Consider the following 14,970-nt stretch of genomic DNA (forward strand, 5'->3'; position numbering starts at 1 on the left):
CCCGACATTTCCCGTCAGGGGTTGCGATAAGGTCGTCATTTTTTGTGGCGGAACGAAGACGGGGCGCGGCCGTGGATTTTTTTGAACACCCGGTTAAACGTCTCGATGCTGTTGAAGCCGGCCCGGTACGCGATGCCGGTGACGGAATCGTCCCCGTCCGCCAGCATCAGCCTGGCGACGTTGGCGCGGAACGCGTTGACGTAATCGACGAAGGTGGTGCCGGTCGCCTCTTTGAAAAAGCGCGAGAAATACGTCGGGCTGAACCCGGCGATGTCCGCCGCGCTGCCGAGCGAGAGGTCCCCCGCATACTCGGTTTCAATATATTTCAACACCTTGTTCAGCCTGTCGAGCTGTTCGAGCCGCTTCGTCCGCTCCTGGGCGGAATACGGCTCCATCGGAAGCCGCCGGACGACAAGCGCGGCGATCTCGCTTGTTCTCGCTTTGAGAACGAGCTCGTGGCCGATCTCCCGTCCCCGCCATTCCTCGTGAATCGCCGCGAAATGCCGTTCGACCGCGTTCCTGAGCGCCTCCTCCTCCCCGGACGCGGACGGGCCGCCGCCGTCACCCGCGCTCGCGCGAAGATGCGGCGTCAAAATACGCTGGCCGAAAATCAGGTCCGAGAACGCGTCGAACGCCGTTATGCCGAGCTGAAGAATCATTTTGTGGCAGCCCTGGGGATTGGGTTCGTAATGATGAAGCTCGCAGGAGCCTATGAACAGGACGTCCCCCGGCTCCAGGGCGTAGAGCTCGTCGTTGATGCCGATGCGCATTCGCCCTTCGAGAACGTATACGATCTCCAGCTCCTGATGCCAATGGACGGGAAAGCCGTTTTCCACCGTACTGACGATGATTCTGTGGGGCTGTCCCGTATTCAGAGCGATTTTCTCGTGCCAAGGATTCATCGGCGATCCCCCGGATAAGCGAAGTAGAATCGTTTCTTCCATTCTAGCTTCGCGGCCCTCGAGCGACAAGGGTAGAGGCCTTTTTCGCCCGGACGGGCGGAGCGGGCAGGAGGACAATTCTAGACTGGAAAAGCCAAGTTTCACTCCTGTTTTGCCCGAGCGGGGTTACGTTACCATGAACTAAAGCAAAGCAGAATCCGTACACGCGAGGGGTGAAATGGGTGGGAAGCATCAAGTTTAATCACGTTTACAAGCACTACAGGGGAGAAGCGCGCCCGGCCGTCAACGACTTCCACCTGACGATCGAAGAGGGAGAATTTCTGGTGCTCGTAGGCCCGTCCGGCTGCGGCAAATCCACCACGCTGCGCATGCTGGCGGGGTTGGAGGAGATCAGCGGCGGGGAGCTGTATATCGACGATAAATTCGTGAACTACGTGTCTCCGAAGGACCGGGACATCGCGATGGTTTTCCAGAATTACGCCCTGTACCCCAATCTGACGGTTTACGAAAATATCGCGCTCGGCCTGAAGCTGCGCAAGACCCCCAAGTTCGACATCGAGCTGCGCGTGAACCGGGTGGCGAAGGTGCTGGAAATCTCCCATCTGCTCGATCGCAAGCCGAGCCAACTCTCGGGCGGCCAGAAGCAGCGCGTCGCCCTCGGACGCGCGATCGCCCGCGAGCCGCAGGTGTTCCTCATGGACGAACCGCTGTCCAACCTGGACGCCAAGCTGCGGGCGCAGACGCGCGCGGAGCTGATCAAGCTGCAGGCCGACCTGCGGAGAACGACCGTATACGTGACGCACGACCAGGTCGAAGCGATGACGATGGGCACGCGCATCGTCGTCATGAAGGACGGCGTCATCCAGCAGGTCGCGGCGCCCAGAGAGCTTTACGACAAACCGGCCAACCTGTTCGTGGCGGGCTTTATCGGCTCTCCGCAGATGAACTTCATCGAAGGCGTCGTCACCTTGGAAGAGGGGCGCTACTATTTTTCGAACAAAAGATTAAAGCTGCTGCTGCCGCGCGAGTACGACGTCCAGTTCGAGCGGATGACGAGATCGCTGCGCAACGTCATTATGGGCGTGCGGCCCGAGCACGTGCTGCTTAAGCCGGGCGAGGCGGACGGGGACGAATACGTCGCCGGCGTCGTGCAGATGACCGAAGTGACCGGCGCGGACAGCTACGTCTACGCGGCGATCGGCGATTACAAGGCGATCGCCCGCACGGAGCCCGAAATCTCCTATCGCAAGGACGATAATCTTGCAATCGGTTTCAACAGGAGCAAGCTGCATTTCTTCGACGAGACGACGGGCGTGTCGCTGGCGGCCGGGGGAGCGGAAGCATGAAGAAGATCAAGCTTCCCCGCGCCGCGCTGCGCATCGCGATCCGTCTCGCGCTCGCCGCGGCCGTGCTGTTCGGCGGCTATCGCTGGATCAACGGCGGAGAGACTCCGATCTACGCTTCGAACGTCACCGTAGCCGATCTGCTGGCTTACGAGGAAGGGGGAGAGAAGCCGCCGTACACGCTGCTCATGCAGGAAGCCGGGGCGGCCGGCGAGCAGGGAAGCGAGGGCCGGCCGATCGTCATCGATTCGGCGGACTACGGCGCTTCGGACCCGCAAGCCCGGCTGGAGACGGTCGCGGACGGAGGTGCTGCGGCGCTGCACTGGCTGAACGAAGAAGGCTGGGCGGAATGGACGTTCGAGGTGCCCGCCGCCGGCTGGTACGAACTGCTGATCGAGTATAAGCCGCTCGCGGGCGGCAAAGGCCCGATTATCCGGGGCGTACAGATCGACGGCGCCTACCCGTTCGCCGAATCGGAACGGATCGAGCTGCAGCGGAACTGGAAGGACGCCAAATATCCGTACGACCGCAACGAAATCGGCATGCAGATTCGGCCCGAGCAGGACGAACTCGCCGATTGGTCGGTCAAGGCGGCCTCCGACTTCTCGGTGTCCCCCGAGCCTCTGTTGTATCGGCTGGAGCCGGGCAAGCATACCCTCCGTCTGGTCGGCAGCAAGGAGCCGGTCGCCCTGAAGGCGCTGACGTTTCGGCCGAAGCGGCAGCTGCCGGCCTATGCGGAGTACGCGGCGGGCAAGCCGGCGCAGACCGAGACGGAGACCTGGTACGGAGTGAAGGAAGCGGAAAACTTCGACCGGAAGTCCGCGCTGACGATCCAGACCGACCATTGGAACGAGCCTTACGTTTCCCCGCTGCCGAAAGGCCATATTACCTACAACGTGCTGGGAGGACAGCGGTGGAGGCTGCCGGGCGAATGGGTGGAATGGGAGCTGCAAGTGCCGCGGGACGGCTGGTACGAGATCGACCTGAAGGTGTACCAGAATTATCGCAACGGCTTCAAAGCCTACCGGACGATCGAGCTCGACGGCGAAGTCCCGTTCCGGGAGCTGCTGCGGTATCCGATCGAGTTTAACCGGGAATTCACGATCGAGACGATCGTCGACCCGGACGGGAACCCCTATCGGTTCTACCTGACCGAGGGCTCCCACAAGCTGCGGATGACGGCCGATTCCTCTCCGCTGCAGCCGGTGCGGCTGGCCTTGACGGGCGTGCTGCAGGACTTGTCGGCGTTCGATCGCGATATGCGGCGCATTACCGGCAACTACAGCGTCCAGGCATACGACGCGAATATGGACGAGAAACGCACGTGGGACATGAGGAAGTTCGACCCGGACATCGAGGCAAAGGTGGACGCCTTTATCCGCCGGCTGTCCGATATCCGCGATTACCTGAACGATCTGAACGGCCAGAACTCGGACATCTCCGAGGCTTTGCTGAATTCGATCGATCTGCTGGCGATCATGCGGGCGGACGTGGACATCATCCCGAACAAGATCAACGATTTTTCCACGATCCAGAGCAACATCGGGGCGTGGATGACGACGCTGACGCAGCAGCCGCTGCTGCTCGATTTCATCGTCGTGCGCACGCCGGACGCGGACCCCGGGTTCAAGGAGCCGACGGAGCTGTCGCGCATCCCGTATTCGATCGTCGATTTCGGCCGGTCGTTCGTGATGGACTACGACTTGCGCAAGCATAACCGCGAGGAAGCGTTGACGGTATGGGTGCAGCGCGGACGCGATTACGCCGACCTGCTGCGCGAGATGATCGCCCAGGATTTCACGCCGAGGACGGGCATCGAGGTGAACGTCAACCTGATGCCAAACCCGAACATGCTCATTCTCGGCAACGCGGCGGGCGAAGTGCCGGACGTCGCGCTCGGGGTCGGCGAAGCGACGCCCGCGGACTACGCGATGCGGGGAGCCGTCGAGGATTTGTCCGAATATCCCGGGTTCGCGGAAGTGTTCGACCGCTTTATCCCCGGCGTACGCCGTTCGATGAACTACGACGGCGGCGCGTACGGGCTGCCGGAGGTGCAGAACTTCCAGATGCTGTTCTATCGCACGGATATTTTCGACAGCTTAAAGCTGCAGGCTCCGGAGACCTGGGACGACGTATTCGATATTTTGCCGACGCTGCAGGAGAACGGCATGACGATGAACTATCCGAAGGCGGACTTCGCGACGATGTTTTTCCAGCAGGGCGCGGAGCTCTATTCCGGGGACGGGCTGACGGGCACGCTGACGAGCGACGAAGGAATCGCCGCGTTCAAGCGCTGGACGGAGCTGTACGACAAATACAATCTTCCGATCGACATTCCGGCGTTTTTCCAGCACTTCCGCGACGGGGACATCCCGATCGGCATCGCCGATTTCAATACGTACGTGCAATTGCTCGTCGCCGCGCCGGAAATTACCGGGCATTGGAAAATCGCGCCGCTGCCGGGTGTGCGCCAGCCGGACGGAGAGATCGCCAGATGGTCTCCGCAGGGCTTGTCGGCCGGCATGATCATGAAGAAGAGCGACAAGAAGGAAGAAGCGTGGGAGTTTCTGAAATGGTGGACTTCCGCGGAGGTTCAAGAGAAATACGCCGGCGACATCGAATCGTTCTACGGCATCGAATTCCGCTGGAATACGGCGAACGTCGAGGCGATGAAAGCCTTGTCGTGGCCCAGCGACGACCTGAAGGCGCTCCGCGAGCAGGCGAGATGGGCGAAGAACCAGCCTTACGTGCCGGGCTACTACTTCCTTGCGCGGGAGCTGGAATTCGCCTGGAACGGCACCGTGTTCGACCGGGTTCCGGCGCAGGAGTCGCTGGAGAAGGCGCAGCTGTCGCTGCAGCGGGAAATGAACCGCAGACAGAAGGACTTCGGCATCGGCCCCGGCGAGAATTTGCGGGTGCCGCAGATCGAGCAACCTTACGAATGGGAGGAACCCCAATGAACAATACGGAGCTGACTCCCGGATTAACGAAGCTGAGGCGGCCGCCTTCGATCGGCGCGAAGCTCGGCCGCTTCTTCGCCGACCTTCGGCGCGACGCGTTCTGTTATCTGTTTCTCGCGCCGTTCCTGATCTGCTTCATCGTCTTTATCGTCGTGCCCGTCTGCATGGCCGCGCTGCTTGGCTTTACGTCGTACGACGGGTTCGGCTCGCTGCGGTTCATCGGCTTCAGCAACTACATTACGCTGTTCACGCAGGATATCATTTTCCTGACTAAGGCGCTGCCGAATACGTTTCTGTTCGCGCTGATCGTCGGTCCCGGGGGCTACATGCTGAGCTTTCTGTTCGCCTGGCTGATTCAACAGCTTCCGCTCAGGATCAGGGATTACTATACGCTGGCGTTCTATGCTCCGTCCATGGCGGGGGCGGTCGCGCTGTCCGTCGTCTGGATCGCCGCCTTCAGCGGCGACCGCGTCGGCTACGTCAACCGTTTCCTGCTCCAGATGGGCTTTATCCACAATCCGATCGTCTGGCTGCAGCAGCCGGAATATCTGCTCAAGGTCATGATCGTCGTATCGCTGTGGATGAGCTTCAGCGTCGGCTTCCTGGCGATGCTGGCCGGCCTGCAGACCGTCAATCGGGAGCTGTACGAAGCCGGGCGGATCGACGGCGTGTCCAACCGGCTGCAGGAAGTATTCTACATCACGCTGCCTTCGATGAAGCCGCAGATGCTGTTCAGCGCCGTCATGACGATCGTCTCGACGCTGAAGGCGGGCAGCATTTCCGCGCAGCTGACGGGGATGGCCGTCACTCCGCAGTACGCGGGCCATCTGGTCGTGAACCATATCGACGACTACGCGTTTATCCGCTTCGAGCTCGGATACGCGTCGGCCATCTCGGTCATGCTGCTGCTCGTGAGCTACTTCGCGATGAGATTCGCTTATCGGCTGTTCGGTTCGAAGGAGGAGCTGTAGACGATGATACGCAAACTTCGCCGGATAACGCCGTTCCAGGCCGTCCTGGTGACCGCCTTCACCGGACTGGCCGCATTCATGTCGCTGCCGATCATTTTCATCATCAACCATGCGTTCAAGCCGCAGAGCGAGCTGTTTCTGTTTCCGCCGAGGTTCTGGGTTCAGGACCCGTCGATGCGCAACTTCGAGATCTTGCTGCTGCACGCCTCCAACGCGACGGTTCCGTTCACCCGGTACCTGTTCAACAGCATCGTGGTCGTGCTGTTCACGCTCGTCGGCGTCATCGTCGTCAGCACGATGGCCGCCTACGTCATCGCCAAATTCCGCTTCCACTTCAAGGGGCTGATCATGGGGATGATTACGCTGTCCCTGATGTTCGCGCCGGAGACGGTCAGCATCCCGAGGTATCTGATCATCAGCGGCATGCATATCAACGACACGTATTTCGGACATATTCTGCCCGCGCTCGCGTCGCCGGTCGCCGTGTTCATGCTGATCGGCTTCATCTCGCAAATTCCGAACGAACTGCTGGAGGCCGCGAAGATCGACGGGGCCAGCCAGTTCGGCATCTTCGCGAGAATGGTGCTTCCGCTGTCGGTGCCGGCCATCGCGACGATCTCGATCTTTACGTTCCAGGGCGCGTGGGGAGACGTCGAGCCTTCGACGCTGTTCATGCAGAACGAGACGATGAGGACGCTGGCCTTCTACGTCAACAGCTTGATCAGCGGCCTGCAGAACAGCGTCTCCGGCCAGAACATGGCCGCCGCCGCCGGACTGTTGATGTTCCTGCCGAACCTGGTCATCTTCCTGCTCTTCCAAAGAAGAGTGTTGGAAACGATGGTCCATTCCGGAATCAAGTGATCCTTCAGCAAAGGAAGTCGGAATCGATGAAAAGATGGCTTGTTTTCCTGCTTCTGGCGGCGGTCGCCGCGCTGGCCGCGCCGCCCGAAGCGCATGCTCGGCTCCCGTACCAGACGACCTATTACGATAGCAACCAATCCTATTGGTATGGGATTCAGGCGATCTACAAGCCTGAAGGCGCCTACGGAGGACAATTCGACGAGCCCGTCGATCTGTTCGTCGGCCCGGACGACAAGGTGTACGTCGCCGACAAGGGCAACGACAGAGTGTACGTGCTGGGCAGCGACGGGAGCCTGCTCTACGAGGTCGGGGACGAGGAGGGGGCCGGAGCCCTCGGCTCCCCGGAAGGCGTGTTCGTGACGCCGGAGGGCGACATCTACGTGGCGGATTCCGGCAACCAGAGAATCGCCGTGTTCGGCCCGGACGGCCGGTTCGACCGGGAGTACAAGAAGCCGGACACGTCCGTCCTGTCGAACGAGCATTTCGTTCCGACGAAGGTCGTCGTCGATCGCCGCGGGGTCATGTACGTCAATACGAACGCGTCCTATCAAGGCCTGGTCCGGCTGGACCAGGAGGGCGAATTCATGGGCTACTTCGGCGCCAACAAAGCCCAGCAGTCGCTGCTTAACTGGTTGAAGAAGCTCGTGCTCAACAAGGAGCAGCTGGCCAAGGAGGTCGCGGCGTTGCCCAAGCCGATCGCGAACATCGCGATCGACAAGGACGGCTTCGTCTACACGGCGACGGGAGGCAGCTTCGGCGCCTCGGCGATCCGCAAGCTGAACGCCGGAGGCGTGGATGCCTTCAAGAGCAAGACGTTCCAGCACAGCCACGGCATTCAGGACGTCGCGATCGACGCCAATGGATTTCTGTACAACGTCGATCTGGATTTCGGCCGGGTCACGCTCTTCGACCGGACCGGCGATCCGCTGTTCGCCTTCGGGTTTACCGATGTCAATACGCAGCAGTACGGGGTGTTCGGGTTTCCGACCAGCATCGGCGTCGACGGGAAATTCAACGTCTGGGTGACCGACAGCCGCACGAAGACCGTTCACAAGTTCACGCGCACGGAATTCGGCGCCGACGTGCTGCAGGCGCTCGTGCTGTACGACGAAGGCCGTTACGAGGAGAGCAAGCCTTACTGGGATCGCGTGTACGCCCGCAACGAGATGTACAACAACCTGTACCAGGGCCTCGGAAAAGTGTACCTGGAGGAGAAGAAGAACGAGCAGGCGCTCGATTTCATGAAGGAAGCGTTCGATACGAAGGGCTACTCCAAGGCGTTCTGGGAAATTCGCCTCGCCTGGCTGCAGAACCATTTCGCGGCGCTGTTGATCGGGCTCGTCGCCTTCTTCCTGCTCTTAAGGGCGGTCCCCGCCGCGTTCCGGAAGCTGCTGGCCCGGAAGCCGCCGACGGAGGCGCAACGCAAGACGCTGGACGATCTGCGCAATCTGGGGCGGGTCATGATCCATCCCTACGACGGCTTCTACCGCTTGAAGGAGGCGAAGGTCTCGCCTTGGCTGATCATTGGAATTCTGGCCGCCGTCGTTCTGGTGAAAGTCGTGGCCGTCTACTGGACCGGCTTCCTGATCCATCCGGCCGAGCTGTCCCAGGTGAATCTGTGGAGCGCCCTGCGCTTGTTCGCGCTTCCCTGGGTGACCTGGATCGTCGCCAACTATCTCGTATGCAGCGTCAAGGACGGGGAAGGGAAATTCCGCGAGGTCATTCAGGGAAGCACATACGCGCTTGCGCCCTATCTGATCTGCTCGATCCCGCTCATCGTGCTGTCGAACGTGATCACGCTGGAGGAGAGCGCCATTTTCAACGCGATCTCCATGGTGATGTACCTGTGGATGGCGGTTCTGTTCTTCGTCATGACGCAGGTCATCCACAATTTCGATTTTCTGGAATCGCTCAAGAACATCGCCGTCACGGTGTTCGCGATCGGCACGATCTGGCTGTTCGGCTTTATCGTCTTCGGACTTTCTTACAACCTGTACGACTTCTTCCATCAGCTTTACAACGAGGTGATCTACTATCGTTAACTTCATCCGAAAATTATCCCTTCGCGTAAAGCTGATCGCCTCCGTCGTCGCGATCGTCGCGGCCGCGCTGCTCGTCTTCCTTCTCAGAGGGGGAGAGACGCCGCTTGACGCGGCGCTGGCCCGGGCGGGCATCCCCGAGCCGGCGAACGAGCGGGCTCCGCTGTATGCCGCGGAAGCCTGGCAGCCGACGCCGTCCGCGGACGGCTACGCTCTGGCGGCGGAGAACGACGCTTACGCGCTGTACGTTCGCCCGGACAACACGCAGATCGCCGTCGCCGACAAGAAGACGGGGGACCGCTGGACCAGCAATCCCGCACAGGAGCAGCTGGCCGCGGAGACGGTCAAGGGCCAGCTGCTGACGAACCTGCAGTCGACGTTCGTGCTGACGTACGTCACGACCGAGGGCAAGGACCAGACGAACCGCAAGGCGGTCGACGCGCTCGACCCGACCGTGAAGACGGCGATGTTCCGCACCGCGACCGGCCTGCAGGTCGATTACGCCTTCCCGGAGCTGGGCCTGACGTTCTCGATGCAGTACGAGCTGACCGACGCCGGGTTCAAGGCGAGAGTGCCGACGGACGGCATCAAGGAGGAAGGCAAATTCGCCGTTTTCTCGCTCGACGTGCTGCCTTACTTCGGGGCGGCCGCGGTCGGCGAGGACGGGTATCTCTTCGTTCCCGACGGTCCGGGAGGCTTGATCCGCTTCCGCGGAGACCGTGCGAACATCTCCAAAGGCTATATCCATCAAGTATACGGGCTCGAACCGACGAACATGATCAACTTCAACCGCTCCGGCGAGCGGCGCGAGGATATCTCGTACCCGGTGTTCGGCATCAAGCGGGGAGATCGGGCTTTCGTGGCGATGATCAGCCGGGGAGGAGATTCGTCGAACATCGCGGCGATGCCTCCGGGACTGAAGTCTTCATTTTACAACGTGTTCGCAAGCCAGATTTACCGCGAGGACTACCTGTTCATGAGGAGCCGGGAATCGACGCCGATCAAGGCGGTGCAGAAGCAGCGGCTGGAGACGGACCGCGAGATCGAATACCGCTTCCTGAGCGGGGACGAAGCCGATTACGTCGGCATGGCCGGCGCTTACCGCGATTACCTGGCGGACAACGGCATGCTGGGCGAGCCGCTGAAGCCGGTCGAGAACATTCCGCTCTATCTGAAAATCATGGGCGGAACGTTCAACGAATCGTACGGCCGGGTGCAGTACTTCCCGGCGACGACGTTCGCGCAGGCGACGGAGATGGTCAAGGGGCTGCAGGAGCGGGGCGTGGCCAATATGGAGGTCGTCTATTACGGCTGGCAGAACATGGGCGGCTATCGGCTCGACGACCGCTTCCCGATCGAGAAGAAGCTCGGAGGCACGTCCGCGGCCAAAGCGTTCGCCGAGGAGATGCGCAAGCGGAGCATCGGCGTCCGGTTCTACGACGACTTCGTCTGGCTGAACACGGCCAACACGGGCCTATCTCCGAAAAGCAGCGGCATTCGCGGGACCGACGGCACCGTCTCCGTGTTCGAGGGATGGTTCCTGAGCAAGCCGGCGCGAACGGTCGACATGGCTTACGAGGCGATCCGGAAGCTGAAGGACATCGGAGTTACGGGGGTTCAATTCGACATGCTCGGAGAGATCGTGTTCCACGATTACGACCCCGGCGCGATCGCGACGCGCTCGGATACGATCTCGATCTACGAAGGGCTGCTCGACTACACGCGCAGGACGCTCGGCTCGGCGGGAGTGTACCGCGGCAATCAGTATTCGCTGGCCAACGTGGACTACATCGATTATTTCCCGCACGAGTCCAGCTACGACTTCATGATCGACGAGACCGTGCCGTTCTATCCGATCGCCGTGCACGGCTACGCGGCTTATGCGTTCGACGAGGGCAATCTTCGCAACGACGTCGAGACCGAGTTTCTGAAAGCGATCGAATACGGCGCGGTGCCTTCCTTCTTCCTGACCTACGAGGAGTCGCGCAAGCTGCGGGACGGCGGCCTGTACTTCCTGTTCAGCAGCCAGTACGAGAAATGGGCGGACAAAATCGGGGCCGAGTACAAGCAGTTCGATCAATTGGCGAACGTGTTCTCGCAGCGGATCGTCGATCACGAGAAGCTGGACGGCAGCCGGTTCGCGACCACCTATGAGGACGGAACGCGCGTCGTCGTCGATTACGGCAATCTGACGTTCGCCGTCGAGAAAGGAGCGGGGACGTGAAGCCATCCAAAGAAGTCTCGCGCCAAAGACGCCTCTTCCACTCGAAACGGTATGGCATCGGCCTGCTATTCATGCTGCCCTGGCTGATCGGATTTTGCGTGTTCGTCGCCATCCCGATCGGCTGGTCGATCTTCATGTCGCTGCATAAGGTGTCCGTCGTTCCCGGCGGGTTCAAGTACGAACGATTCGGGCTGAAAAATTTCAAGGACGCCTTCGTCGTCGACAACGTGTTTCCGATCGAGCTGATCACCTACTTTCAGCAAATGCTGCTTATGGTGCCGATCATCGTCATTTTCGCGCTGCTCATCTCGCTCATGCTGAACCAGCGTTTTCCCGGCAGATTCCTGTTTCGCGCGGTGTTCTTCCTGCCCGTCATCTTCGCGACCGGACAGGTGCTGTCGGAGCTGTTCGCCCAGGGCGCGGGAGAGATTCCGTTCCTGGAGCAGTACAATCTTCAGCCGCTCGTCGAGAAATACGTCGGGCTGCAGTTCGCGACGACGATTATGGACGTGCTGGGCCGGGTCGTGCTGATTCTCTGGTATTCCGGCGTGCAGATTCTGATCTTCATCGCCGGCTTCCAGACGATCTCTCCGACGATCTACGAGGCGGTCCGCATCGACGGCGCCTCGCCGTGGGACAGCTTCTGGAAAATCACGCTGCCGGCTTCGCTGCCGTTCATCAGCCTGAACGTGCTGTACACGATCATCGATCTGTTCACGTTCCCGCTGAATCCGGTGCTCCAGCATGTTCGCGACAACATGTTCAAGATCGATACGGGATACGGCTACGCCAGCGCGCTCGCCTGGATCTACTTCGGCTTCGTGTTCGTGCTCATCGCCGTCGTGCTGTGGCTGTTCGGGCGCAGCATGAAGTCAAGGGGGAAACGCTCATGAACGCGACTCGCGTCATTATCCAAAAGTTCGGAGGGCAGGCCAAGGCGATCTTCTGGAGCCGGACCGTCCAGAAAATCAAGGTGCTCGTGCTAGGACGCAACTTATCCGACGGGCTCCTGGCCAAGCTGATTCTGTACCTGCTGCTCTCCATCGTCGCCTATTTGTACGTGCAGCCGATTCTGTACATGATCAGCACCGCGCTCAAGCCTTTGAGCGATCTGCTCGATCCGACGGTCAAGTGGATTCCCCGGGTCGTCACCTGGGAGAACTTCCAGACCGCGGTCAGAGGCATCAAATATCCGGAAGCGCTGCAGAACACGGCGATCATCGCGATCTCCTGCTCCGTCGTGCAGGTGATGATCTGCGCGATGACCGGCTACGCGCTCGCCAAGCTGGCCGTGCCGTTCAAAGGGCTGATCACGGCGCTTGTCATCCTGACATTCCTGATTCCGCCGCAGATCATCATCATTCCGCTGTACGTCATCTACAGCAAGCTGAGCCTGCTGAACACGCTGTTCGTGTTCCTGATTCCGGCGATTTTCGGCCAAGGGCTCAAGAGCGCCTTGTTCATCCTGATTTTCCGCCAGTTTTTCAAGTCGCAGCCGCTCAGCCTCGAAGAGGCGGCGAAGCTCGACGGCGCGTCGACGGCGCGGCTGTTCTTCGGCATCATGCTGCCGCTGGCCCGCTCGGCCTGCCTCGTCGTGTTCCTGTTCTCGTTCATCTGGTACTGGAACATGTACTACGAGCCGTCCTGGTTTCTCGCGGACAGCTTCACGCCGCTGTCGATCCGTCTGGACCGCCTGGAGGACGTGCTGAATCCGTCGCTGCTCGGCCAGCGGAACACGATCGACAATCCGGCGACGGAAAGCTCGAAGATGGCGGCCGCGTTCCTGATCATTCTGCCTCCGATCGTCGTGTTCATGTTCCTGCAGCGCTGGTTCGTCACCGGCATCGAGCGAACGGGAATCGTGGAGTAAGGCGCGGGGGACTTCGGGGAGGTGATGCCGGCAGGACCGGTTATCGGAAAAAGGCTGTGCCGCAACATCGCGCAAGGCTCCGGGACGCCAGGCGCCGGAGGGAGTCGCATTCATTTATCCATTAAGGGGAGGCAATACGGTGAAAAACAAACGTTCTTTCATGTGGGTTGTCAGTCTGATTGTATTGGCCATGATGGTTTTGTCCGCTTGCAGCGGAGGCAATAACGGAGGCAGCGCTTCCCAGAGCCCGTCGGATTCGTCGGCGCCGCCGGCTTCCGAGTCCTCGTCGCCTCCGGCGTCCGAGTCGGAGGGGGCTTCCGGGGATTTCTGCGCGGAGGGCAGCGATCCGATCGTGCTTAAATTCATCTCCTGGAAAGATACGTACACCCCGCTGTACGACTTGTTCCATCAGAAATATCCCTGCCTCACGATCGAGCAAATTCCGGTCAACAGCCAGCCGATCATGGAGATTATCGCCAGTCTCGAAGCCGCGGGCACGCCGGCCGACGTGACGGAGATCGACTCCGATCTCGTCGCCTTCGACCAGAACGGCCTGGTGGAGGATTTGACGCCTTACATCGACAAGGATTTGACGCTGCAAGGCGTAACGCTGCCGAAGGGCTTCTTCGACACGATGACCTTGAAGGACAAGAAGCTGGCCGTGCCGATGGTCGACGTGCCGATGTGGATTCTGGTCAACAAGGACCTGCTCGCGAAGAACGGCCTGGAGATGCCGCCCAACGACTGGACTTACGACGACTTCCGCGAGTACGCGAAGAAGATGACGAATCCGGACGCGGGCGAATACGGGCTGACGACGCAAGCCGAGTTCCAGATGCGCCTGCTGAGCACGAAAGCGATCGCGGACGGCCATGCGGCCAACCTGCAATATATGAACGAGGATTTGACGCAGTCGGTCATGCACACGCCGGGCGTTCTCGACGACGTGAAGTGGCTGAAGGAATTCGTCACGAAGGACGGCTCGCTGCTGAGCAACGCCGAAGCGACCGCGCAAGGCGACGTGACCCGCGAGTTCATCAACGGCAAGACGGGCTTCGCGATCGGCGGGGACTGGGTGCTGCCGAAGCTGAAGGAGAGCGCGCAGTTCGAATGGGACGTCCTGCCGTTCCCGAAAGGCAAAATCAGCCAGCCGGGCTACACGATCTACGGTCCGCTCGCGCTGCTGTCCGGATCGAAGAACAAGGACGCAGCGTTCCTGTGGCTGAGCTTCCAGTTTACGAAGGAAGCGCAAATGTGGAAGATCGATCAGGGCGCCAACGCCTCGATCATCGACCCCGAGATCGACGCTTATTACGAGCAGACGCCGATGTGGCAGGGCAAAAACTTCGCGGCGGTGCAGATCGCCAAGCAAAACGCGGTCATCCAGCCGGGCGTCACGATTCCGGGCTGGAACGAGTATAACTGGAACAACATCTTAAACGACATTATCTTCGGCGATCGCGACATCAACGAGATCATTCCGGAGACGGAGGCCTGGAACAAGAAAACGCTGGAGCTTAGGGAAACGTTGAAATAACGCGGTTAACCGAGGGGGATCGGACGGCGCAGGGCGGGCCGTCCGGCTCCCTCTTCGCGTTCGGGAGACGGCCGGGCGGCGTCGGGGCTCGAGAGGACGATCCGGCGAACCCGGCAAACCCGGCATAGCGATCGCGTCCGGGCCTCCGAGGAGGCTAAAAATGCACTCCATAGTTTAGGATCGTCTCATTGTCCGGTCTGAGGACGAGGGATAAGATGAATGTGCGCGGAACGCGCGATGGAAGCCGGATCCAGGACGTCGGA

The 14,970-nt window shown here is 60.5% G+C and carries 10 protein-coding genes; 9 read left to right on the forward strand and 1 reads right to left on the reverse strand.

Annotated elements, in window-relative coordinates:
• Positions 1 to 35 precede the first annotated feature (35 nt).
• A complete protein-coding gene (locus ACFFT4_RS27930) occupies positions 36 to 902 on the reverse strand; it encodes a helix-turn-helix domain-containing protein (protein ID WP_378052355.1) in 867 nt (288 codons plus the stop codon).
• 221 nt (positions 903 to 1,123) lie between these two features.
• On the opposite strand from ACFFT4_RS27930, the gene ACFFT4_RS27935 reads away from it, so the two are divergent.
• The 9 genes from ACFFT4_RS27935 (at position 1,124) to ACFFT4_RS27975 (ending at position 14,707) form a co-directional block, all read left to right on the forward strand.
• The gene (locus ACFFT4_RS27935) at positions 1,124 to 2,248 is read left to right on the forward strand and encodes an ABC transporter ATP-binding protein (RefSeq protein WP_378052356.1); all 1,125 of its coding nucleotides are present in this window, start codon (positions 1,124 to 1,126) and stop codon (positions 2,246 to 2,248) included.
• Complete coding sequence (locus ACFFT4_RS27940; RefSeq protein WP_378052357.1) at positions 2,245 to 5,205, forward strand: extracellular solute-binding protein; 2,961 nt, start codon at positions 2,245 to 2,247, stop codon at positions 5,203 to 5,205. Before ACFFT4_RS27935 ends, ACFFT4_RS27940 begins: the two co-directional genes overlap by 4 nt.
• Positions 5,202 to 6,176 (forward strand): carbohydrate ABC transporter permease, encoded by a 975-nt coding sequence (locus tag ACFFT4_RS27945; RefSeq protein WP_378052358.1) that lies wholly within the window; start codon positions 5,202 to 5,204, stop codon positions 6,174 to 6,176. The genes ACFFT4_RS27940 and ACFFT4_RS27945 overlap by 4 nt, the downstream gene beginning before the upstream one ends.
• A 3-nt stretch (positions 6,177 to 6,179) precedes the next feature.
• On the forward strand, positions 6,180 to 7,037 hold the full coding sequence (locus tag ACFFT4_RS27950; RefSeq protein ID WP_378052359.1) for a carbohydrate ABC transporter permease: 858 nt from the start codon (positions 6,180 to 6,182) through the stop codon (positions 7,035 to 7,037).
• Between the two features lie 26 nt (positions 7,038 to 7,063).
• Positions 7,064 to 9,079: a YIP1 family protein gene (locus ACFFT4_RS27955; RefSeq protein ID WP_378052360.1), complete on the forward strand. Its 2,016-nt coding sequence runs from the start codon at positions 7,064 to 7,066 to the stop codon at positions 9,077 to 9,079.
• A gap of 379 nt (positions 9,080 to 9,458) precedes the next feature.
• Positions 9,459 to 11,300 carry a DUF5696 domain-containing protein gene (locus ACFFT4_RS27960; RefSeq protein ID WP_378052361.1) on the forward strand — a complete coding sequence of 614 codons (1,842 nt, stop codon included), beginning with the start codon at positions 9,459 to 9,461 and terminating at the stop codon, positions 11,298 to 11,300.
• Positions 11,297 to 12,193, forward strand: a complete 897-nt coding sequence (locus ACFFT4_RS27965) for a carbohydrate ABC transporter permease (RefSeq protein WP_378052362.1) — start codon at positions 11,297 to 11,299, stop codon at positions 12,191 to 12,193. The genes ACFFT4_RS27960 and ACFFT4_RS27965 overlap by 4 nt, the downstream gene beginning before the upstream one ends.
• Positions 12,190 to 13,170 (forward strand): carbohydrate ABC transporter permease, encoded by a 981-nt coding sequence (locus tag ACFFT4_RS27970; protein WP_378052363.1) that lies wholly within the window; start codon positions 12,190 to 12,192, stop codon positions 13,168 to 13,170. The genes ACFFT4_RS27965 and ACFFT4_RS27970 overlap by 4 nt, the downstream gene beginning before the upstream one ends.
• 139 nt (positions 13,171 to 13,309) lie before the next feature.
• On the forward strand, positions 13,310 to 14,707 hold the full coding sequence (locus tag ACFFT4_RS27975; protein ID WP_378052364.1) for an ABC transporter substrate-binding protein: 1,398 nt from the start codon (positions 13,310 to 13,312) through the stop codon (positions 14,705 to 14,707).
• The last annotated feature ends 263 nt before the right edge of the window (positions 14,708 to 14,970 follow it).

Origin of the sequence: Cohnella cellulosilytica, assembly GCF_042431195.1 — a bacterium.
GTDB lineage: Bacteria > Bacillota > Bacilli > Paenibacillales > Paenibacillaceae > Cohnella > Cohnella cellulosilytica.

What these genes read in the sequence shown, in the direction of transcription:
- ACFFT4_RS27950 (WP_378052359.1), top strand. Translation starts at nt 6,180, where the DNA reads ATGATACGCAAACTTCGCCGGATAACGCCGTTCCAGGCCGTCCTGGTG.
- ACFFT4_RS27955 (WP_378052360.1), top strand. Translation starts at nt 7,064, where the DNA reads ATGAAAAGATGGCTTGTTTTCCTGCTTCTGGCGGCGGTCGCCGCGCTG.
- ACFFT4_RS27945 (WP_378052358.1), top strand. Translation starts at nt 5,202, where the DNA reads ATGAACAATACGGAGCTGACTCCCGGATTAACGAAGCTGAGGCGGCCG.
- ACFFT4_RS27930 (WP_378052355.1), bottom strand. Translation starts at nt 902, where the DNA reads ATGAATCCTTGGCACGAGAAAATCGCTCTGAATACGGGACAGCCCCAC.
- ACFFT4_RS27970 (WP_378052363.1), top strand. Translation starts at nt 12,190, where the DNA reads ATGAACGCGACTCGCGTCATTATCCAAAAGTTCGGAGGGCAGGCCAAG.
- ACFFT4_RS27940 (WP_378052357.1), top strand. Translation starts at nt 2,245, where the DNA reads ATGAAGAAGATCAAGCTTCCCCGCGCCGCGCTGCGCATCGCGATCCGT.